The following is a 20,526-nucleotide window of genomic DNA, read 5'->3' as shown; positions in this document are numbered from 1 at the left end:
CCGTCGCCCGTGGACCGTCGCCCCGTCACGTGGCGGACGAGCCGCACCTCGATCGAGCCGGCGCGACCGGGCGCTCGTCACCACTGCGGCCAGGTGGGCGGGAGGCTCCCGATCGGGCCCGTCTGAGGGATGCCGCCGGGCGCCCCGAGCGACTGGAGCAGCTGGGAGAAGTTGTAGCCGAAGGCGGTCGACCCGCCAGAGGCGTACTGGCCGTAGGCGGCGGCCATCGTCACGCCGTCGGTCGAGGCCGCCCAGCCGACCTCGATGCCCGTGGAGCCCTCGTAGACCTGGCCGAGGACGGTGCGCGGCGTCACGCGCTCGCCGATCGACACCGAAGGGTCGATGTCTTCGGCCGCGTAGACGATGAGGCCGGCGGCCGGGCCGTCGGTGAGCCGGTAGGTGATGAAGGTCCCACCGGGCCACCCGCCGTTGTAGGTACTGAGGACGATCCCGTCGCCGAGCGCGTAGATCGGACCGAACCCCGCGTAGTCGACGCCCTGGTCGATGCGCTCGCTGGCGAGACCCTGCAGCGCTCGCAGCGGGTTCGCGTAGCCGGCCGGCGCGGGTGGGGCGCTGGCCACCGGCGCCGGCCTCGGCGGGGCGTTCTGCGGGCTCGCCGAGGCCTGCGCAGCTGCCTGCGCGGCGAGCGCCTGCTCGGCGGCGGCGTCCTGGCGCTGCTGCTCGCGAAGGCGCGCCGCCGTGACGAGCGCGAGGAGGTTCGCGTTCACCCGGGCGAGCGTCGCCTGCTCCGCCGCGACGCCGGCCTGGGCAGCGCTCCGGTCCACGGCGAGCTGGTCGAGCGCCTGGCGCGCCGCTGCCTCGCGGCTGCGGAGCGTGGCCTCGTCGATCGCCGTCCGGTGCTCGGCGAGCTGGAGGGCGTTCATCGCCGAGTCGAGCTGGTTGCTCGCCACCCCGAGGTAGACCTGCTGCTCGGCGAGGACGACGCCGCTCGAGGTATTCGTGTACGCGCTGAACGGGGACGAGCTGCCCGTGGCGGCGTTCACGTAGGCGTCGACCGCGACGCGGCGCAGCCGCGTGCGGGTCCGCGCCTCGGCGCGCCGGTCGGCGCTCAGGGCGGCGCGGTCCCGGGCAACCTGCGCGTCGATGAGGGCGAGCTCGGCCTGGACCTCGTCGTAGCGGGTGACGAGCGTCTGGATGCGGCTCCCCTCGGCGGCGATGCGCCGTTCGAGCTGGGCGATCCGCGAGTGGTCCGAGCCGATGCTCGCGCCCGCGCGAGCCGGCGAGCCGCCCGCCGTGGCGAGGAGGGCGCCGAGCGTGCCCGCCGCGACGAACCTGCTCGCGCCCCGCGCCAGCGCCCCGGGGCGCGAGGCGCCCCCAGGGCGGGCCGGCGCGAGGGCGCGCTCGCGCGCGACGCGGCTGGGCCTGCCGAGCACGGCGGGAGCTTACTGAACACGGGCGCCCCGGCACCTGGTCCGAGCGCCCCGACGCACTCCCCCGTGCGCCGGTGCCGGTCCTCGGACGTCGCGAGCCGGACCGGGCCACTAGCGTGGCCGCGACGAGGGCTCGCTGGTCGCGCCACCGGGCGCGTCCCGCTGTCGGAGGCCGGCCGGATCGAGCTCGCAGCGAGGGCGACGGAGACGGGGGACACTGGATCCGGTGGCGTGTGCGGGCCCCTGGTTCGAGGCGGGCATCGCGCGAGGCGCGGCCTACGACGCCCGCTTCGCCGCGCTCGCGGCGTCCGGCGTCGACGTGCACGGCGAGGCGAGCTACGTCGAATCGCTCGGCGTGCGCCGCGTGCTCGACGCTGGGTGCGGCACCGGGCGCGTGGCGATCGAGCTGGCCAGGCGCGGCCTCGAGGTCGTGGGGGTCGACCTCGACGCGTGCATGCTCGAGCGAGCCCGGGCGAAGGCGCCGTCGATCGAGTGGATCGAGGCGGACCTGGCGGACGTCGACCTCGGACGCCGTTTCGAGGCGATCGTGCTGGCGGGCAACGTGATGGTCTTCCTCGCCCCCGGCAGCGAGGGGCGCGTCGTCGCCAACCTCGCCCGCCACCTCGAGCCGGGGGGCCTGCTCGTCGCCGGGTTCAGCCTCACCACCGGTCGGCTCGACCTCGCGACCTACGACGGCCTCGCGAGGAGCTGCTCGCTCGAGCTCGCCGCCCGCCACGCCACCTGGGAGCGGCACCCGTTTCGCGAGGGCGACGACTACGCCGTCTCGGTCCACCGAGCGCCGGCCGGCGCGCGGCCCTCGGGCTGACCGAGGCAGCGCACGCTCGTGGCCTCGCTCGAAGCGCCGGATGCGGCGTCCCTCCTCGGGCGGCCCGAGGCACTGCGGGCCGGGCTCGAGCGCTGCGGCTACCTCCTCCTGCGGGGCCTGCTCGACCGGCGCGCGCTCGAGCCGGCGCGATCCGCGATTCGCACCGTCCTCGCCGAGGAGGGCTGGCTCGAGCCGACCTCCGGGTGCGTCGCCCTCGCAGCCGCCCCCGGACCGCGCGAGGCGCGCCGGCTCTACCTGCGCTGCTACGTGCAGCCGGCGGTGCACGAGCTTCCGCACCACCCGCGCCTGCTCGAGCTGATGGCCGCGCTCCTCGAGGTCGAGCGCGACGCCCTCCTCGTCCACCCAAAGCCGGCCTGCCGGATCGTCCTCCCCGCCGCCCTCCCCGGTGCCGACCGCCCGACCCCGGCCCACCAGGACCACGCCAACCTGCAGGGGTGCCCGGCGACCCTCACGGCCTGGATCCCGCTCGTCGACTGCCCGCCTCGTCTCGGCCCCCTCGCGTTCGCCGAGGGCTCGCATCGTGGCGGGCTGCGAGCGCATCGCGCCCTCCCCGGCGCTCGCGTCCTCGCGTGCGAGGAGGCGCCGATCGCCGGCACGTTCGTGACGGCGAGCTGCCGCGTCGGCGACGTCGTCGTCTTCCACGGCCTCACCGTGCACAAGGCGCTCGCGAACGCGAGCGGGCAGATCCGCCTCTCCATCGACTGCCGCTACCAGCGCGCCGGCGACCCGATCTGCGAGGCGGCGCTGCGCGAGGACCCTGACCTGCCGTGGGACGAGCTCAGCCGGTGCCTGGGCGACGACCGGTGGCACCGCTACTGGGAGGGCCTGCCGCTCGAGGTCGTCCCGTTCGACCCGGGCTTCGCACGTCCGCCCGAGGGGGGATGAGGATCGCTCCCGGCCTGCCGGCAGCGGTGCACCCGGGCCTTCGCCGCCCCCCAGGCGATCGCGAGCTCGCCCACCTCGGCGCCGAGCGCCGCCATGCTGCCCGGCACGAGGTCGTAGTGGTCCTCGGGAAAGCGCGCGCGCCGGAACGGGTCGCGCGGCACCGGCTCGACCTCGAGGTCGGCGAGGGCGGCCGTGGCGAAGGGGATCGCCCGCCGCACGAGGGCGAGCGGCGTCGTCGCCTGCGAGGCGGCGTCCGCAGCGAGGAGCTCGTGGAGCCGAGGCAGGACGGCCTCGGCAGCGGCGCGTCCGGCCCGGCGCGCCCGGTCGCGCGCCGCCTCGTCGACGGGCCGGCCGGCCTCGGCGAGGCGGGCGAGGACGCAGCCCTCGACGAAGCCGGCCAGCGTGGCGTCGAGCGCGTCGGCGAGCCGCCGGCCGAGCTCGGCGAAGGACGGCTCCGGGCAGGGGTCCTCCGGTGCAGCGCCCACGTCGCATCGACCCTACGCCGCGGCGCGGGGTCGGCGGGCGGGTCGGCGACGGCGTGGCTACGCTCGGCGAGGTGGCCGACCGCGCGCGCTTCGTCGAGGATGCGATGGGCTTCATGCCGTCGCTGTACACGGCGGCGCTGCGCATGACGCGCAATCGGGCCGACGCCGAGGACCTCGTCCAGGAGACCTACCTGCGGGCGTACCGCGCCTACGAGAGCTTCACCGAGGGGACGAACCTGAAGGCGTGGCTCTACAAGATCCTCACGAACACGTTCATCAACCAGTACCGGTCCAGGCGCCGTCGCCCCGAGGAGGCCGAGGTCGAAGACGTCGAGGACCTCTACCTCTACCACCGCCTGGTCGGACGGGACGGCGCCGCCGCGGGGCGCAGCGCCGAGGAGGTGGCGCTCGACCGCTTCACCGACGACGAGGTGAAGGCGGCGCTCGAGTCGCTCCCCGAGAGCTTCCGCATGACCGTGCTCCTCGCCGACGTCGAGGGCTTCTCCTACCGCGAGATCGCCGACATCATGGACGTGCCGATCGGCACGGTGATGAGCAGGCTCCATCGTGGAAGAAGGGCCCTCCAGAAGGCGTTGGCTGACTTCGGGCTGTCGCGGGGCCTCGTGGCCGCGCAGCCCCGGTAGGAGCGATGAGGCGGCGAGAGCGATGACGAGGCGGCTGCGGTGCTCGGGCGCACCGCCCGAGGGGGGAGGCCGGCGGCGATGAGCGACGAGGTCGCGGATCCCTTCGGTGCCGCGCCGGGGTACGCCGACTGCGAGGAGGCGGTGCGCACCCTCTACGAGTACCTCGACGGCGAGCTGACCGAGGAGCGCCGGCTGGCGATCCAGCGCCACCTCGACCACTGCGGGCCGTGCATCGAGGCCTTCGGCTTCGAGGTCGAGCTGCGCAGGATGCTCGCCAGCCGCTGCCGCGACCACCCGCCCGCGGAGCTGCGGGAGCGGATCGCGCGCGCGCTCGGCGAGGAGCACGACTGAGCCGGCGAGGACCCGTCGCCAGCCCTGTCGCCGTAGGCTGCCCCTGTGCCACGTCGAGCTGCGCCGTCGGGGCCCGATCTCGTCGCCTGGGACGTCGCCGAGCGCGTCGCCACCCAGGCCCTGCGCGCGCTCGCCGCGCCGGGCGCGGGGGTGCAGGCCGACCTGGCGAGCGACCTCGCGGACGCCACGGCGCGCGCCGAGCGACTCGTGGAGGCAGAGACGGGCCTCGTGTCGAACGCCGGCCCCGCCGTGGCTCGGGTCACCGATCGCGCCGGCTGGGTGTCCGCCAACGTCGGCTCCTTCCGGCAGCTGCTGCGGCCGGTCGGTGCGCGCCTCGCGCGCCGACCGGCGACGCGCCGGGCGCTGAACCCGGCCGCGAGGACCGCTGCGGGCGTCGAGATCGGCCTGCTCCTCACCTGGATGTCGACTCGGGTCCTCGGCCAGTACGACCTCCTCGCGTCCGAGGCCGGCGGCGTCGTGTACTACGTGGCGCCGAACATCGCGGCCCTCGAGCACCGCCACGGCTTCCCCCCCGACGAGTTCCGCCTGTGGATCGCCCTGCACGAGGTCACCCACCGGACGCAGTTCACCGCCGTCGACTGGCTGCGCCCGTACTTCCTCGGCCTCGTCGAGCGCGGCACCGAGCTCGCCGTCCCCGACGGGCGTGCGATCCTCGAGGCGCTGTGGCGGGCTGCGCAGGAGATCCGGGCCGGGCGCAACCCGCTCGCCGAGGCGGGCGTGGCCGGGCTGCTCGCCAGCTCCGAGCAGCTCGCCACGCTGCGGGAGGCGCAGGCGCTGATGACGCTCCTCGAGGGGCACAGCGACGTCGTGATGTCGCGCGCCGGGGCCGCTGCGGTGCCCTCGGCGAGGCGCTTCCACGACGTGCTCGCCGAGCGCCGCGCCAGCGCGAGCGGCCTCGTGCGGCTCCTCCAGCAGGTGGCGGGGATCGAGGCCAAGCTCCGTCAGTACCGGGAGGGCGAGGCGTTCGTCGAGGCCGTCGAGCGGGCCGGCGGCGCCGAGCTCCTGGCGCTCGTGTGGAGCGGGCCGGAGATGCTGCCGACCCTCGACGAGATCCGCGACCCGAGCCGCTGGGTCGCGCGAGTCGGCGGCACGGCGCGCGCTGCGACCTAGCCGGAGCGGGCGTGCGATCGGCGCTCGCTGCCGAGCTGCTGCCCCGCTGCGACTTCCCGCCCCGGGGTGCAGCCATCGCCTGCGCCGTCTCCGGCGGTGCCGACTCGCTCGCGCTGCTCGCGCTCGCCGTCGCGGCGGGCCTCGACGCGACCGCGTACCACGTCGACCACGGCCTGCGAGCGGGCTCGGCGCTCGAGGCGGAGGTCGTGGCGCGCGCCGCGGCGCGCCTCGGTGCCGGCTTCGTCGCGCTGCGCGTCGAGTGCCCGCCAGGCCCGAACCTCGAGGCGCGAGCGCGCGCGCTGCGGCTCGCCGCGCTCCCCGACGGGGTAGCGACCGGGCACACGGCCGACGATCAGGCCGAGACCGTCCTGCTCAACCTGCTGCGGGGCTCCGGCCTCGACGGGCTCGCCGGGATGCGGCGGGGGTGGCGCCACCCGATCCTCGGGCTGCGTCGGCACGAGACGGCACGGCTCGTGGCCTCCCTCGGCCTCGAGACGGTGCACGACCCCTCGAACGAGGACGGTGCCTTCCGGCGCAACCGGGTGCGCCGTGAGCTCCTCCCGCTCGCCGACGAGATCGCCGGGCGCGACGTCGCCGGCCTGCTGGCGCGAGAGGCGGAGCTGCTCGCCGAGGACGCCGCGCTCCTCGACCGGCTCGCCGAGGCGGTCGACCCGACGAGCACCGCGGCGCTGCGCGCCGCGCCGCTGCCGCTCGCGCGCCGGGCGCTGCGGCGTTGGCTGCGGGGGCGGCTGCCCGGCGGGCACCCACCGAGTGCGGCGGCGGTCGAGCGCGTCCTCGCCGTCGCGCGCGGCGAGGTGCGCGCCTGCGAGCTCCCGGGAGGCTGGCGCGTCGTGCGGCGCGCCGGGCGCCTCGTCGCCGAGCACCGAGCTGCCGCCGAGCACTGAGCCGCGCCCGGCGCGCCGTCGCCGGCGGGGACCCCTCGCTCGCGCCTCGGCGGGACGGCACGCCGTGCGGTGCGAAGGTAAGGTCGCCACGTGCGCGGGGTCGAGGTGGCTGCGCTGCCGGCGGCGGCCGAGGTGCTCATCGACGAGGTGACGCTGCGACGCCGAGTCGACGCCCTCGGGGCCGAGATCACCCGCGACTACGCCGGGCGGCCACCGCTCCTCGTCGGCGTGCTGAAGGGCGCCTTCGTCTTCATGGCGGACCTCGCTCGAGCCATCCGCCTGCCCGTCGAGGTCGACTTCATGGCGGTGTCCTCGTACGGCACGGCGACGAAGACGAGCGGCATCGTGCGCATCGTGAAGGACCTCGACACCGACCTGACCGGTCGGCACGTCCTCGTTGTCGAGGACATCGTCGACAGCGGCCTCACCCTGTCGTACCTGCGGAAGGGTCTGCTGGCGCGCTCGCCCGCCAGCCTCGAGATCTGCGCGCTCCTCGTGAAGAAGGGCCAGCAGCGCGCCCGGCTCGACCTCGCCTACGTCGGGTTCGAGATCCCCCCCGCCTTCGTCGTCGGCTACGGCCTCGACGTCGCCGAGCGCTACCGCAACCTGACCGACATCCGGGTCGTCGAGGAGCCGAGGCGGGCGTGACGGCGTTCGCGAGCGACGACGGCGCCTTCGACGCGAAGCAGGCCGCGGCCGCGGTGCGCGAGCTGCTCGGCGCGCTCGGCGAGGACCCCGAGCGCGAGGGGCTCGTCGCCACGCCCGAGCGGGTCGCCTCGATGTACCGCGAGCTGCTCTCCGGGCAGTTCGAGGACCCGGCGCGCCACCTCGAGGTCACCTTCGCCGCCGAGCACGACGAGATGGTGATGGTGCGGGACATCCCCTTCGCCTCGCTGTGCGAGCACCACCTCATCCCCTTCATCGGCAAGGCCCACGTGGCCTACATCCCGAGCGACGACGGCCGCATCACCGGCCTGTCGAAGATCGCCCGGCTCGTCGACGCCTACGCCCGGCGCCTCCAGGTGCAAGAGCGCCTCACGACGCAGATCGCCGACTCCCTCGACGCGGCGCTCGAGCCGCGCGGCACGCTCGTCGTCCTCGAGGCGGAGCACCTGTGCATGACGATGCGCGGCGTGCGCAAGCCCGGCGCGCTGACCATCACGTCCGCGGTGCGCGGGCTGTTCCGCACCGACGTGGCGACGCGAGCCGAGGCGATGGCCTTCGTGCGCGGCGACCGCTAGGATCGCTCCGCCCGCGGCGCAGGACCGCCTGCGCCCTAGGCTGGCCCCGTGCAGGCGCGGCCCCTCGTGATGGGCGTGCTGAACGTGACGCCCGACTCGTTCTTCGACGGCGGTCGCTACTTCGACCGCGACGCTGCGATCGCACGCGGTCGACAGATGGTGGCGGAGGGCGCCGACGTCATCGACGTGGGAGGCGAGTCGACCCGGCCAGGGGCCGATCCGGTCGACGAGGCCGAGGAGCTGCGGCGCGTCCTGCCCGTCGTCGCGGCGTTGGCCAAGCTCGCACGGGTGTCGATCGACACGATGAAGCCGTCCGTCGCGGCCGCGGCGGTCGACGCGGGCGCCACCCTCGTGAACGACGTCTCCGCCAGCCTGGCCTCCGTCGCCGCCGCCGCGGGCGTCGGCCTCGTCGTCATGCACATGCAGGGCACGCCGAAGACGATGCAGGACGACCCGCGCTACGAGGACGTCGTCCGCGAGGTGCACGGCGCCTTGCGCGCCGGGGCCGCCGCGGCGCGCGCGGCGGGCGTCGAGGAGGTCTACGTCGATCCGGGCATCGGCTTCGGCAAGACGCTCGAGCACAACCTCGCCCTGCTGGGCGCCCTGCCCGAGCTCGTCGCCGCCGGCGAGCCCGTCCTCGTCGGCACGAGCCGCAAGTCGTTCATCGGCCGCGTCCTCGCGCCTCCTGGGGCTGCGCCGCTGCCACCTGCGGAGCGCTTCGAGGGCTCGCTCGCCTCGGCGGTGTGGGCGATGGCGGCCGGCGTGGCCATGGTCCGCGTGCACGACGTCGCCCCGACGGTGCACGCCGCGCGCCTCGTCGGTCGGGCGGCGCGTCGGCTGGGTGCTGCACGGCGGTGAAGGGCCGCTGGGCAGCGGGGATCGTCCCCCGCAACTTCGCCTGGGTCATCAAGGACCGCCTCGCGCTGTGCGAGCGCCCCGGCGGCTACGCCCCGCACCACCGGCCGGTCCGGCGTCGGGAGGAGCTGCTGTGGATCCGGGCCCAGGGGTTCACGCGCATCGTCTCCCTCCTCGCCTCGACCCACAACCTCCACGCCTACGAGCAGGCCGGCATTGCCGCGGCCCACTTCCCCTTCGGGGTGCGCGACGACCCGCTCGAGGTCGTCAGCGCCCTCTACCCGGCCCTCTACGCCTGGCTGCGCTCCGGGGAGGTCGTGCTCCTCCACGAGGAGGAGCTCGGCGACCGCGTCGCTGGCGTCGCCGCCGGCTTCCTGTGCTGGGCTCGCCTGCTGCCGGAGCCACCCCAGGCGATCTCCGCGGTGGAGCAGCTCACGCGCCGCCAGCTCGGCTCGCCGGGCCGAGCGATCGCCGCGCTCGCCACCGACCTCGCCCCGCCCCCCGCGGCGCGCGCCGCGGACGCGCCCCGCGCGCCCGGCGTGCTCGCCGAGCTCGGCGGGCACGCCGAGGGGCCGGAGCGCCGCAGCGCGCGCAGCGCTGGTGGGCGGGAACGCGCTCGTCAGGGGCACGACGGCCGGTGAGCGGCGACGCCATCGAGATCCTCGGGCTGCGCCTCCTCGGCACCCACGGCGCGCTGCCCGGCGAGCAGGACCGGCCGCAGCCCTTCGAGCTCGACCTCGTCGTCGAGGCGGACCTCTCGCCGGCCGCGGCGAGCGACGAGCTGGCTCGCGCCGTCGACTACGGCCAGCTCGTCGATCGGGCGCGCGAGGTCGTCGAGAGGACGCGCTTCCACCTCCTCGAGGCGCTCGCCGAGGCCGTCGCCGGCGCCCTCCTCGCCGACGGGCGCGTCGGCGCGGTCACGGTCGCACTGCGCAAGCTCCGTCCGCCCCTCGCGGCCGACCTCGCGAGCGTCGGGGTGCGCATCACGCGCCGGCGCGAGGCCGACGGGGGGGCGCGCTAGCGTGCGCGCCTGGCTCGGCCTCGGCTCGAACCTGTCCGATCGCCTCGGCGAGCTCGCCCGGGCGGTGGACGCCCTCCGGACCCTCGATGCGCGTCTCGCCGTCTCGCCCGTCTACGAGACGGCGCCGGTGGGCGGACCGCCCGGCCAGCCGCCCTACCTCAACTGCGTCGTCCGCCTCGAGGCGGCCCTGTCGCCGGCCGAGCTCCTCGCCTTCGGCCAGCGCCTCGAGGCGGCGGCGGGCCGGGTGCGCGCCGAGCGCTTCGGTCCCCGCACCCTCGACGTGGACGTCCTGCTCGTCGAGGGGGTGACGAGCGACGACCCGGCGCTCACGCTGCCGCACCCGCGGATGTACGAGCGCGCCTTCGTCCTCGCGCCGCTCGAGGACCTGGACCCCGACCTCGTGCCCGCCGGCTGGCGCGACCGGCTGGGCGGCACCGCCGCCGTCGCGGCCGCGGCGGTGTGCCTCGGCGACTTGCTATCCTCCCCGGACCCTCCGGCGGAGGGCACAGACGGCGAGCGGTCCGAGGGAGCGAGGCGATGACGAGCGCGCGACGGGTGCCGCTGCGGGGCGCCTGGCTCGCCGACGCCTGAGGCGGTCGTGGCCGAGCTGGTACGGACCCGCCGCGAGCTCAGCCGCCTCCTCGGGGCCGCGCCGCGCGACCAGGGGGTGGGCCTCGTGCCGACGATGGGCGCGCTCCACGCCGGGCACCTCGCGCTCGTCGCGGCGGCGCGCGCGCAGCAGGAGGTCGTCGTCTGCTCGATCTTCGTCAACCCCCTCCAGTTCGACGACCCCGACGACCTGGCGCGCTACCCGGTCGACCTGGACGGCGACGTCGCCAAGGCGGCCGGAGCGGGCGCCACCATCTGCTTCGCCCCGAGCGTCGACGAGCTGTACCCGGGCGGCTGCCCTCCCCAGGTCAGCGTGGACCCGGGCCCGCTCGGCGACGTGCTCGAAGGCGCCGCACGCCCCGGGCACCTGCGGGGCGTGGCGACGGTCGTCGCGAAGCTCTTCGCCCTCGTCGCGCCGACGCGTGCGTACTTCGGCGAGAAGGACTACCAGCAGCTCGTCGTCGTGCGGCGGATGGCGCTCGACCTCTCCCTGCCCGTCGAGGTCGTCGGCTGCCCGACCGTGCGCGAGCCCGACGGGCTCGCGCTGTCGAGCCGGAACGTCCGGCTGTCGCCCGCGGAGCGCCGCGCCGCGCCGGTGCTGTACCGGGCGCTCCAGGCGGGCGCGGCGGCGGCAGAAGCCGGCGAGCGACGCCGGTGCGAGCTCGAGGCGGCCATGGCGGCGGTGGTGGGCGCCGAGCCGCTCGCCCGGCTCGAGTACGCCGCGGCCCGGCTCGAGGCCGACCTCGAGGAGGTCGACACCCTCGAGGGGCGGGTGCGCCTCCTCGTGGCGGCGAGGGTCGGGTCGACGAGGCTCATCGACAACCTGGGGGTGGCCTGCTGATGGCCGGGCGCCGACGCTTCGACGCCGTCGTCGTCGGCGGCGGCGTCGCCGGGTGCTTCGCGGCGCTCAAGCTCGCCGAGGGCGGGCGGCGCGTCGGGCTCCTGACGAAGGGCTCCCTCGGGACGTCGACGACCGAGTGGGCCCAGGGTGGCATCGCTGCCGCCCTCGGCGAGGACGACTCCGCCGAGCTGCACCTCGCGGACACCGTGGCCGCCGGGGCCGGCCTGTGCGACGAGGACGCCGCGCGCGTCCTCGCGAGCGAGGGCCCGCGACGGGTCGAGGAGCTCGTCGCGCTCGGGGCGGTGCTCGACCGGGGCGCGGGCGGCTCGCTCGAGCGCTCGCTCGAGGGCGGCCACTCGAGGCGCCGGGTCGTGCACGCCGGGGGAGCCGCCACCGGCGCCGAGGTCGAGCGCGCCCTCGTCGGCGCGCTGCGCTCGAGCCCCGTCGAGCTCCTCGAGCGGACCTTCGCCCTCGACCTGCTCGTGGAGGGCGGGCGCTGCGCCGGGGTCCTGGCGCTCGACCCCGCGGGCTCGGCCCTCGAGGCGCTCGCCGACTCGGTCGTGCTCGCCTCTGGCGGCGCGGGCCAGCTCTTCGACGTGACCACGAACCCGCCCGGAGCGACCGGCGACGGCGTCGCGATGGCGCTTCGCGCCGGCGTGCCGGTCGCCGACGTGGAGTTCGTCCAGTTCCACCCGACGGCGCTCGCCGTCCCGATCGCGCCGCGCCCGCTGCTCAGCGAGGCGCTGCGGGGGCAGGGGGCGCTGCTCGTCGGTGCCGACGGCGAGCGCTTCGTCGACGAGCTGGCACCGCGCGACGTCGTGTGCCGGGCGATCGCCGCCCGCATGGCGGAGGAGAGGTCCGCCCACGTCTACCTCGACGTGCGGCCGGTGGCGGGCTTCGCCGAGCGCTTCGCCTCTCTCGCTCGCGTGCTCGCAGGTGCCGGCCTCGACCCGGCGCGCGAGCCGGTCCCCGTCGCGCCAGCGGCCCACTACCTGTGCGGCGGGGTGCTCACCGACCTCGCCGGCGCGAGCGCACTCCCCGGCCTGTACGCGGCGGGCGAGGTGGCGTGCACCGGGGTCCACGGCGCCAACCGGCTGGCCTCGAACTCCCTGCTCGAGGGGCTCGTCTTCGGGGCACGTGCCGCCGAGGCGGCCCTCGCCGGCGCCGGCCCGAGCGCGAGCGGGGCCCTCGGCGCCCTGTCGGGCGCGCCCGCGGGCGTCCCGGGGCGGCAGCTCCCGCCGGTCGCCACCGTGGCGCCGGGCGCGCCGGCGCGCCGCCGGCGGTCGCCGGCTGGGGCGCGCCGGGCGCTCGCCCGCTCGATGGGCGAGCTCGCCGGCGTCGTGCGCTGGCGCGAGGGGCTCGAGCTCCTCGCCCGGCGCATCGCCGACCTCGGGGCCGGCGGCGTGGGTGGCGGCGTCGCCGGGGCCGAGCTCGCGAACCTCCTCACCGTGGCCGCGGCCGTCGCGGCTGCCGCCCTGGCGCGCGAGGAGACCCGAGGGTCGCACACGCGGCGAGACTTCCCCGAACGCGACGATCCGCGCTTCCGTCTGCGCCTCGTGCACGGGCGGCTCGCCGCCGCGGGGCGGCTGCCCGGCGTCGGGGGGCTCGCCTCGTGAGCGGGTCTCGCGACGCCTCCCCGCTCGACGTGCGCCCGCCGGCGCTCGCCGTGCGCCAGGCGGTCGCCCTGGCCCTCGCCGAGGACCTCCTGCCCCTCGGCGACCTCACCTCGGCGCTGCTCCCCGCCGACTCGGTCGGGCGCGCCTGCTTCGTCGCGCGCGCGCCGGGCGTCGTGGCCGGCACGGACTGCGTCGTCGAGGCGTTCGACCAGGTCGACCCGGCGCTTCGCGTCGAGCTGCGCCTCGTCGACGGCGACGAGGTGGGCGCGGGGGGCGTCATCGCCCGGGTCGAGGGCCCCTTGCGGTCCCTGCTCGGCGCCGAGCGCACGGCGCTCAACTTCCTCTGCCACCTGTCCGGCGTCGCCACGTTGACCCGGCGCTTCGTCGAGCGCGCCGGGCGCGCGAACCCGTCGGTGCGCATCTGGGACACCCGCAAGACGACGCCCGGCCTGCGGGCGCTCGAGAAGGCGGCGGTGCGCGCCGGGGGCGGCACGAACCATCGGGCGAGCCTGTCCGAAGCGGTCATCGTGAAGGACAACCACCTCGGCGGCGTGTCCATCGCCGAGGCGGTCCGCCTCGCCCGCCTGCGCTGGCCGGGGCGCATGCTCGAGGTCGAGTGCGAGCGCCTCGACCAGGTCGTCGAGGCGCTCGAGGCCGGCGCCACGCTCGTGCTGTGCGACAACATGACCCCCGAGCAGGTCGCCGAGGCCGTCGGGATCGTGCGCGCGCACCCCCGCGCCGCCGCCGGCAGCGTGCTCGTCGAGGCGTCGGGCGGCATCACGCTCGACAACGTCGCCGCGTACGCGGCCGCCGGCGCGGACGTCATCTCGGTCGGGGCGCTCACCCACTCGGCGCCGATCCTCGACATCGGCCTCGACCTCGAGCCGTGACGCACGCACGGCTCCCGCTCGGCCGCCTGCCTGCCATCGGGTAGACCATGGGCATGCTCCTCGCCCTCGACGTCGGCAACACCCAGACCGTGGTCGGCGTCTTCGACCCGCCGGTGCCGTCGGCCGCCGGACGCCGGCCGGGCGAGATCACCGGGCTCCGCCGCAGCTGGCGGGTCTCGACGCTCGCCGAGCGGACGGCCGACGAGCACGCGCTCCTGCTCTCCGAGCTCCTCGGCCTCGCCGGCATCGCGCTGGCGCCCGGCGCGGCCCGGGCAGGCGGCGGGCGCATCGAGGGGATCGTGTGCGCCTCGTCGGTGCCGGCCGTGACCGCCGCGCTGCGGGAGATGGTCCGGCGCTGGCTCGACGTCCCCCTCGTCGTCGTCGAGCCCGGCATCAAGACGGGCATGGCGATCCTCTACGACAACCCGCGCGAGGTCGGCGCCGACCGGATCGTGAACGCCGTCGGGGCCGTCGACCTCTTCGGCGGTCCGGCGGTCGTCGTCGACCTCGGCACCGCGACGACCTTCGACGCCATCTCCGCCGACGGCGAGTACCTCGGCGGGGCGATCGCGCCCGGCCTCGAGATCTCGATGGACGCGCTCTTCGCCCACGCCGCCGCGCTCCCGCGCGTCGCCCTCAGCGCCCCCGAGCACGTGATCGGCCGCTCGACCGTCCAGTCGATGCAGGTCGGCGCCGTCTACGGGCACGCCGCGCTCGTCGACGGCCTGTGCGCCCGCCTCCTCGCTGAGCTGGGCGCTGCCACGGTCGTGGCGACCGGCGGCCTCGCCGACCTCATCGCGCCGCACTGCCGAGCCGTGCGCCACGTCGAGCCCTGGCTCACGCTGCACGGCCTGCGCCTGCTCTTCGCCCGCAACGTCGGCGAGGGGCGGTGAGCACCCCCGAGCCCCCCTACCGCTTCCCCGGGACGCAGGCGACGGCCGCCGTCGTGGCGCGCCACGCCGGCCTCGCCGCGGGCGGATCCTCCGGCGAGGTCGTCGCCGTCGCGGGTCGCGTCATGCGGCACCGCCCCCAGGGGCGCCTCGCCTTCGCCGACCTGCGGGACTGGACCGGCTCGATCCAGCTCTTCGCGCTCGAGGCGACGACGGAGGACTTCGAGGGCTTCAGCCGGCTCGCGCTCGGCGACTGGGTCGGCGCGAGCGGCGAGGTCGTGCGCACGAAGCGGGGGGAGCTGTCGGTGCGGGTCGAGCGCTTCACGCTGCTCGCGAAGGCCCGCCGCGGCTTCGGCGACAAGTGGCGGGGCGTCCACGACGTGGAGGTCCGCCACCGCCAGCGCGAGGTGGACCTGTGGGCGAACGAGGGGGTGCGCGAGGTGTTCCTCCTGCGCTCGCGCGCCGTCTCGGCGCTGCGCCGGCACCTCGAGGCGCGCGGCTTCGTCGAGGTCGAGACGCCCGTCCTCCAGCCCGTCCCCGGCGGCGCGAACGCCCGGCCCTTCGTCACGCACTACCACGCGATGCACGCCGACTACTACCTGCGCATCGCCACCGAGCTCTACCTGAAGCGCCTCGTCGTCGGCGGCTTCGAGCGCGTCTTCGAGCTCGGCAAGGACTTCCGCAACGAGGGGCTCTCGCCTCGGCACAACCCCGAGTTCACGATGCTCGAGGCCTACCAGGCCTACGCCGACTACCTCGACATGGCGGGCCTCGTCGAGGGCCTCGTCTCCTCGGTGGCCCTCGAGGTCCTCGGCACGCTGCACCTCACGCACCAGGGTCGCCCCCTCGACCTCACCCCGCCGTGGCGGCGCGTGACCCTGGCCGAGGCGGTGGCCGAGGTGACGGGCGTCGAGTGCCGCCTCGAGCTGGGCCGCGACGCCCTCGCCGCGGCGGCCGCGCGCCTCGGCGTCGAGGTCCAGCCGGGCTGGGGAGCGGGCCAGGTCCTCGCCGAGATCTACGAGAAGACGACCGAGCAGGCGCTGTGGGAGCCCGTCCACGTCCTCGACTACCCGGCGGAGGTCTCGCCGCTCGCGCGCCGCCACCGGCGCGACGGCGCGCTCGCCGAGCGGCTGACGTCGGTGGTCGCGGGGCGCGAGGTCGCCGAGGCCTACAGCGAGCTCGTCGACCCGGACGACCAGCGCGCCCGCCTCCTGGCGCAGGCCGCGCGCCGGGCGGCCGGCGACGAGGAGGCCATGGCGCTCGACGAGGACTTCCTGCGGGCCCTCGAGCACGGCATGCCGCCGACGGGTGGCATCGGGCTCGGCGTCGACCGCCTCGTGATGCTGCTCGCCGACCGGGCGAACATCCGCGAGGTGATCCTCTTCCCGGCGCTGCGGCCCGAGTCGCGAGGCTGAGCGCGTCGGGCGCCGTCGCGCCCTACGCTCGCGTCGGTGTCGACTGGAAGGCTCCCGTCCCGCTACCGCACGAGGCGGGCGCTCCTCGGCTCGCTCGCGCTCGTGGTGTGGGTGCCCGGCTGCCTCGTGGCGATGTGGTGGCAGGTGACCGTGGCCCTGGCGGGCGACCGGCTCGGCTACCTCTACTCGGTCGAGTGGCCGCTGTTCGCCGTGTTCGGCGTCGTCGTGTGGTGGAACCTCGTCCACGACGACCCCGAGGCGACCGGCGCTCGGGCGCTGCGGCGGCTGCGCGCCGCGCCGGACCGCCCCGGTCTCGGGGCGCTCGAGCGCCGCCCGGAGGAGGAGGACGCGGCGCTCGCGGCCTACAACGACTACCTCGCCGAGCTCGCCCGGCGGGACGCGGCGGGCCGACGGTGAGCGCGGCGCTGGCGCGCCTTCGGGCGATGGCCTACGTCGTCGGGACGCTGCTCATCGTCCTCGTCCTGGTCGGCGTGCCGCTGCAGTACGCGGCCGGACGGCCCGGTGTCGTCGCCGTCGTCGGGCCGATCCACGGCGTGTGCTACCTCGTCTACCTCGTCGTCGGCTACGACGTGACGCGGCGCGCACGCCTCGGCCTCGGCTACCTCCTCGCCATCGCGGCGTCGGGGCTGCTGCCCTTCCTCGCCTTCTTCGTCGAGCGCTGGGTCCGCGCCCGCGCGCTCGCAGGCCTCGGCGCACCGTCGGCGCCCGAGGGCGCTGTGCCGCGGCGCTAGGGGGCGTGCCCGGCGGTCTCAGCTGGCGAGGGCGCGCGTCGAGCGCTCGAGGTCCTCGAGCAGGCCGAGCGTCAGCTGCTCGAGTCCCTCGGGCACCGGACCGCTGCCGAGGAGCCGGATGGCGTCGCAGGCCTCGTCGGCGTAGCGGCGGGCCACGGCTGCCGCGGCGGAGATCCCGACCGACGCCGCGACGAGCGCCCGAGCGGTGCCGAGCTCGTCGGCCGACAGCGGCGTGCCGAGCAGCTCGCGCAGCTCGGCCCCGACGGCCGGGTCGCGAAGCGCTCGCTGCACGGGCAGGGTGTAGACGCCCTCGGCGAGGTCCTGGCCGGGCGGCTTGCCGAGCTCGCCCTCGGTCGCGACGACGTCGAAGACGTCGTCGCGGATCTGGAAGACCATGCCGAGGCACTCGCCGAAGGTGGTGAGGGCGTGCAGCTGGTCCGGGCGCAGCCCGGCCGTGATCCCGCCGATGCGACAGGCGGTGCCCATGAGCGCGCCGGTCTTGTCGGAGATCGCCTGGAGGTACTCGGCTTCGCTGCGGTCGAGGCGGTAGGCGGCGCGCACCTCGGCCACCTGCCCGGCGCACAGGCGAGCGAGCGTGGTCGCCAGCAGGCCGGCGACCTCGGTCCCCAGCGACGCGGCGATCTCCGCGGAACGCGCGAGGAGGAAGTCGCCCACCACGACGGCGAGGAGGTTGCCCCAGCGGGCGTTCACGCTGACGACGTTGCGGCGGCGCACGGCCTCGTCCATGACGTCGTCGTGGTAGAGCGAGGCGAGGTGGACGAGCTCGACGGCGACGCCGCCGAGCAGGGTGTCCTCGCCCGCCTCGCCGCGCAGGCGCGCGGCCGCGATGGCGAGGGCCGGGCGCAGGCGCTTGCCTCCCGCCGAGATGAGGTGCGTGGCGATCTCGTCGAGGAAGGGGTCGTCCTGGATGACGACGCGCCGCAGCGTCTCCTCGAGCCGCTCGAGGTCGGCGTCGTCGACGGGAAGCGCGAAGCGCTCCGGCGCGTTCACTGCTACGCACCATAGGCCACGCGCCGGACGTCCCGACAACGAGGCCCTCGCCGGGCCCGAGCGACAGCCGGTGGAGGGCGCCCGGCCGATAGACTGCGTCGCATCGCAGGCGCGTGAGGGAGCAGGCGTTGTTCGAGCGATTCACCGACAGGGCACGGAGGGTGCTCGTCCTCGCACAGGAGGAGGCGCGCCTCCTCAACCACAGCTTCATCGGCACCGAGCACATCCTGCTCGGGCTGATCCACGAGGGCGAGGGTCTCGCGGCGAAGGCCCTCGAGTCGCTCGGCATCTCCCTCGAGGCCGTGCGCGAGAAGGTCGAGGAGACGATCGGGACGGCCGGCTCCGCCCCGACGGGGTCCCCGCCGTTCACGCCGCGCGCGAAGAAGGTGCTCGAGCTGTCGCTGCGCGAGGCGCTGCAGCTCGGGCACAACTACATCGGCACCGAGCACATGCTGCTCGGCCTCGTGCGCGAGGGCGAGGGGGTGGCCGCGCAGGTCCTCCAGAGCCTCGGCGCCGACCTGCCGCGCGTGCGCCAGCAGGTGATCCAGCTCCTCTCCGGCTACCAGGGCCGCGAGACCGCCGGCGCGACCACGGGCGGGTCCTCGGGCGAGCAGGCGCCGAGCGGCTCCCCCGTGCTCGACCAGTTCGGGCGCAACCTGACGCAGCTCGCGCGCGAGCACAAGCTGGACCCGGTGATCGGGCGTGACCGCGAGATCGAGCGCCTCATGCAGGTGCTGTCGCGCCGCACGAAGAACAACCCGGTGCTGATCGGCGAGCCGGGCGTGGGCAAGACGGCGATCGTCGAGGGGCTGTCGCAGCAGATCGTCGCCAACGAGGTCCCCGACACGCTGAAGGGCAAGCAGCTGTACACGCTCGACCTCGGCGCGCTCGTCGCCGGGAGCCGCTACCGGGGCGACTTCGAGGAGCGCCTGAAGAAGGTGCTGAAGGAGATCCGCACGCGCGGCGACACGATCCTGTTCATCGACGAGCTGCACACGCTCGTCGGCGCCGGCGCGGCCGAGGGGGCGATCGACGCCGCCTCGATCCTGAAGCCGATGCTCGCTCGCGGCGAGCTGCAGACGATCGGCGCGACGACCCTCGACGAGTACCGCAAGCACCTCGAGAAGGACGCCGCGCTCGAGCGGCGCTTCCAGCCGATCAAGGTCGAGGAGCCGTCGCTCGCGCACACGATCGAGATCCTGAAGGGCCTGCGCGACCGCTACGAGCAGCACCACCAGGTCACCATCACCGACCAGGCGCTCGTGGCCGCGGCGAACCTCGCCGACCGCTACATCTCGGACCGGTTCCTGCCGGACAAGGCGATCGACCTGATCGACGAGGCGGGCAGCCGGCTGCGCATCCGGCGGATGTCGACGCCGCCCGAGTACCGCCGGCTCGAGCAGGACCTCGTCCGGCTGCGCGCCGAGAAGGAGGCTGCCCTCGACCGCCAGAACTTCGAGCTGGCGAAGAAGCTCGCGGACCAGGAGCAGGCCAAGCTCGAGCGCAAGACGGCGATGGAGCAGGAGTGGCGGGCAGAGGGCGTCGAGCTCTTCGACGTCGTCGACGAGGACGTCATCGCCGAGGTGCTCGCCAACTGGACGGGCATCCCCGTCTACAAGCTGACCGAGGAGGAGACGGCCAAGCTCCTGCGCATGGAGGAGGAGCTCCACAAGCGGATCGTCGGCCAGGAGGACGCCATCAAGGCGCTGTCGCGGGCGATCCGGCGGACGCGTGCCGGGCTCAAGGACCCCAAGCGCCCCTCGGGGTCGTTCATCTTCCTCGGCCCGACGGGCGTCGGCAAGACCGAGCTCGCCAAGGCGCTGGCGGAGTTCCTCTTCGGCGACGAGAGCTCGCTCATCCAGCTCGACATGAGCGAGTACATGGAGAAGCACACGGTGAGCCGGCTCGTCGGCTCGCCGCCGGGCTACGTCGGCTACGAGGAGGGCGGCCAGCTGACCGAGGCGGTGCGGCGCAAGCCCTTCTCGGTGGTGCTCTTCGACGAGATCGAGAAGGCGCACCCAGACGTGTTCAACGCGCTCCTCCAGATCCTCGAGGACGGGCGGCTCACCGATGCCCAGGGCCGGACGGTCGACTTCAAGAACACGGTCCTCATCATGACCTCGAACCTCGGGACCGCCGACCTGCGCAAGGTCGCGGTCGGCTTCTCGAGGACGAGCGAGGCGGTCACCTACGAGCGGATGAAGGAGAAGGTGCACGAGGCGCTCAAGGCGCACTTCCGGCCCGAGTTCCTGAACCGCATCGACGAGGTGATCGTCTTCCACGAGCTGCACCTCGACGAGGTCGTGCAGATCGTCGACCTCATGGTCCAGCGCGTGCGCGACCAGCTCGAGGGCCAGGGCATCGGCCTCGAGCTGACCCGGGCCGCGAAGGAGCTCGTGGCGAGGAAGGGCTACGAGCCGACCCTAGGCGCCCGTCCCCTGCGGCGGGCGATCCAGCAGCTCGTCGAGGACCCGCTGTCGGAGAAGCTCCTCTGGAAGGAGTTCCGGGTCGGGGAGACGGTCATCGTCGACGCCGAGGACGGCGCCATCGTCTTCCGGGCCGTGGAGGGCCTCGAGCCGCCGCCGGTCGAGCTCGCGGGGGCCGGCGCGGACTCCTGAGCGACGAGCGCCCGCGAGAGGATCGTCGGGCGCGTGTACGGCTCGAGGAGTGAGGGCTGCCCGCCGGTGGTTTCGCGGGTGCCCGGGCCCCTGACGCCTGCCCCTCCCCCTAGGGCGCGCAGGGGCCC

General features: G+C 75.5%; 23 protein-coding genes. 20 read left to right on the top strand and 3 right to left on the bottom strand.

The window, feature by feature from the left end; translation table 11 throughout:
- Positions 1-77: 77 nt before the first annotated feature.
- Positions 78-1,394 (bottom strand): hypothetical protein, encoded by a 1,317-nt coding sequence (locus VKV23_04055; protein ID HLI15214.1) that lies wholly within the window; start codon positions 1,392-1,394, stop codon positions 78-80.
- 223 nt (positions 1,395-1,617) lie between these two features.
- On the opposite strand from VKV23_04055, the gene VKV23_04050 reads away from it, so the two are divergent.
- Both VKV23_04050 and VKV23_04045 read left to right on the top strand, forming a co-directional pair.
- Entirely contained in the window at positions 1,618-2,217 is a 600-nt protein-coding gene (locus tag VKV23_04050) for a class I SAM-dependent methyltransferase (protein HLI15213.1), read from the top strand.
- 18 nt (positions 2,218-2,235) lie between these two features.
- Positions 2,236-3,123 carry a phytanoyl-CoA dioxygenase family protein gene (locus tag VKV23_04045; protein HLI15212.1) on the top strand — a complete coding sequence of 296 codons (888 nt, stop codon included), beginning with the start codon at positions 2,236-2,238 and terminating at the stop codon, positions 3,121-3,123.
- Here the strand turns inward: VKV23_04045 and VKV23_04040 are convergent.
- The gene (locus VKV23_04040) at positions 3,051-3,608 is read right to left on the bottom strand and encodes a hypothetical protein (GenBank protein ID HLI15211.1); all 558 of its coding nucleotides are present in this window, start codon (positions 3,606-3,608) and stop codon (positions 3,051-3,053) included. The two genes, VKV23_04045 and VKV23_04040, sit on opposite strands and share 73 nt — an antisense overlap.
- Before the next feature lie 71 nt (positions 3,609-3,679).
- On the opposite strand from VKV23_04040, the gene VKV23_04035 reads away from it, so the two are divergent.
- The 17 genes from VKV23_04035 to VKV23_03955 all read left to right on the top strand — a co-directional run bounded on the left by VKV23_04035 (position 3,680) and on the right by VKV23_03955 (position 16,769).
- On the top strand, positions 3,680-4,252 hold the full coding sequence (locus VKV23_04035) for a sigma-70 family RNA polymerase sigma factor (GenBank protein ID HLI15210.1): 573 nt from the start codon (positions 3,680-3,682) through the stop codon (positions 4,250-4,252).
- A gap of 78 nt (positions 4,253-4,330) precedes the next feature.
- Positions 4,331-4,603, top strand: a complete 273-nt coding sequence (gene rsrA, locus VKV23_04030) for a mycothiol system anti-sigma-R factor (protein ID HLI15209.1) — start codon at positions 4,331-4,333, stop codon at positions 4,601-4,603.
- A gap of 45 nt (positions 4,604-4,648) precedes the next feature.
- Positions 4,649-5,734, top strand: a complete 1,086-nt coding sequence (locus tag VKV23_04025; protein HLI15208.1) for a zinc-dependent metalloprotease — start codon at positions 4,649-4,651, stop codon at positions 5,732-5,734.
- A gap of 11 nt (positions 5,735-5,745) precedes the next feature.
- On the top strand, positions 5,746-6,639 hold the full coding sequence (gene tilS, locus VKV23_04020) for a tRNA lysidine(34) synthetase TilS (GenBank protein HLI15207.1): 894 nt from the start codon (positions 5,746-5,748) through the stop codon (positions 6,637-6,639).
- Positions 6,640-6,729: 90 nt separating this feature from the next.
- Positions 6,730-7,287, top strand: a complete 558-nt coding sequence (gene hpt, locus VKV23_04015) for a hypoxanthine phosphoribosyltransferase (protein ID HLI15206.1) — start codon at positions 6,730-6,732, stop codon at positions 7,285-7,287.
- Complete coding sequence (gene folE / locus VKV23_04010; protein HLI15205.1) at positions 7,284-7,880, top strand: GTP cyclohydrolase I FolE; 597 nt, start codon at positions 7,284-7,286, stop codon at positions 7,878-7,880. Before hpt ends, folE begins: the two co-directional genes overlap by 4 nt.
- Before the next feature lie 48 nt (positions 7,881-7,928).
- Positions 7,929-8,738 carry a dihydropteroate synthase gene (gene folP, locus VKV23_04005; protein ID HLI15204.1) on the top strand — a complete coding sequence of 270 codons (810 nt, stop codon included), beginning with the start codon at positions 7,929-7,931 and terminating at the stop codon, positions 8,736-8,738.
- The gene (locus VKV23_04000; GenBank protein HLI15203.1) at positions 8,735-9,376 is read left to right on the top strand and encodes a hypothetical protein; all 642 of its coding nucleotides are present in this window, start codon (positions 8,735-8,737) and stop codon (positions 9,374-9,376) included. Before folP ends, VKV23_04000 begins: the two co-directional genes overlap by 4 nt.
- Complete coding sequence (folB, locus tag VKV23_03995) at positions 9,373-9,756, top strand: dihydroneopterin aldolase (GenBank protein HLI15202.1); 384 nt, start codon at positions 9,373-9,375, stop codon at positions 9,754-9,756. The genes VKV23_04000 and folB overlap by 4 nt, the downstream gene beginning before the upstream one ends.
- Before the next feature lies 1 nt (position 9,757).
- Positions 9,758-10,297: a 2-amino-4-hydroxy-6-hydroxymethyldihydropteridine diphosphokinase gene (folK, locus tag VKV23_03990; protein ID HLI15201.1), complete on the top strand. Its 540-nt coding sequence runs from the start codon at positions 9,758-9,760 to the stop codon at positions 10,295-10,297.
- A gap of 57 nt (positions 10,298-10,354) precedes the next feature.
- Entirely contained in the window at positions 10,355-11,206 is an 852-nt protein-coding gene (gene panC / locus VKV23_03985) for a pantoate--beta-alanine ligase (GenBank protein ID HLI15200.1), read from the top strand.
- Positions 11,206-12,822 (top strand): L-aspartate oxidase, encoded by a 1,617-nt coding sequence (gene nadB / locus VKV23_03980; protein HLI15199.1) that lies wholly within the window; start codon positions 11,206-11,208, stop codon positions 12,820-12,822. The genes panC and nadB overlap by 1 nt, the downstream gene beginning before the upstream one ends.
- A complete protein-coding gene (nadC, locus tag VKV23_03975; GenBank protein ID HLI15198.1) occupies positions 12,819-13,712 on the top strand; it encodes a carboxylating nicotinate-nucleotide diphosphorylase in 894 nt (297 codons plus the stop codon). The genes nadB and nadC overlap by 4 nt, the downstream gene beginning before the upstream one ends.
- A gap of 53 nt (positions 13,713-13,765) precedes the next feature.
- Positions 13,766-14,605: a type III pantothenate kinase gene (locus tag VKV23_03970; GenBank protein HLI15197.1), complete on the top strand. Its 840-nt coding sequence runs from the start codon at positions 13,766-13,768 to the stop codon at positions 14,603-14,605.
- Complete coding sequence (gene lysS / locus VKV23_03965; GenBank protein ID HLI15196.1) at positions 14,602-16,017, top strand: lysine--tRNA ligase; 1,416 nt, start codon at positions 14,602-14,604, stop codon at positions 16,015-16,017. The genes VKV23_03970 and lysS overlap by 4 nt, the downstream gene beginning before the upstream one ends.
- A gap of 36 nt (positions 16,018-16,053) precedes the next feature.
- Positions 16,054-16,434 carry a hypothetical protein gene (locus VKV23_03960; GenBank protein HLI15195.1) on the top strand — a complete coding sequence of 127 codons (381 nt, stop codon included), beginning with the start codon at positions 16,054-16,056 and terminating at the stop codon, positions 16,432-16,434.
- Positions 16,431-16,769 carry a DUF3817 domain-containing protein gene (locus VKV23_03955; GenBank protein HLI15194.1) on the top strand — a complete coding sequence of 113 codons (339 nt, stop codon included), beginning with the start codon at positions 16,431-16,433 and terminating at the stop codon, positions 16,767-16,769. The genes VKV23_03960 and VKV23_03955 overlap by 4 nt, the downstream gene beginning before the upstream one ends.
- 18 nt (positions 16,770-16,787) lie before the next feature.
- On the opposite strand, the gene VKV23_03950 is transcribed toward VKV23_03955, so the two are convergent.
- Complete coding sequence (locus VKV23_03950; GenBank protein ID HLI15193.1) at positions 16,788-17,780, bottom strand: polyprenyl synthetase family protein; 993 nt, start codon at positions 17,778-17,780, stop codon at positions 16,788-16,790.
- Positions 17,781-17,941: 161 nt separating this feature from the next.
- Between VKV23_03950 and VKV23_03945 the strand changes: the two genes are divergently transcribed.
- Positions 17,942-20,398 (top strand): ATP-dependent Clp protease ATP-binding subunit, encoded by a 2,457-nt coding sequence (locus VKV23_03945; GenBank protein ID HLI15192.1) that lies wholly within the window; start codon positions 17,942-17,944, stop codon positions 20,396-20,398.
- The last annotated feature ends 128 nt before the right edge of the window (positions 20,399-20,526 follow it).

The sequence above is a fragment of the Acidimicrobiales bacterium genome, assembly GCA_035294085.1.
In the GTDB taxonomy this organism is placed as follows: Bacteria; Actinomycetota; Acidimicrobiia; order Acidimicrobiales; family Bog-793; genus DATGLP01.
This window is presented reverse-complemented; position numbering and strand designations above follow the sequence as displayed.

Excerpts from the sequence above, each read along its gene's own strand:
- rsrA (HLI15209.1), top strand. The coding sequence starts at position 4,331 with ATGAGCGACGAGGTCGCGGATCCCTTCGGTGCCGCGCCGGGGTACGCC.
- nadB (HLI15199.1), top strand. The coding sequence starts at position 11,206 with ATGGCCGGGCGCCGACGCTTCGACGCCGTCGTCGTCGGCGGCGGCGTC.
- VKV23_03970 (HLI15197.1), top strand. The coding sequence starts at position 13,766 with ATGCTCCTCGCCCTCGACGTCGGCAACACCCAGACCGTGGTCGGCGTC.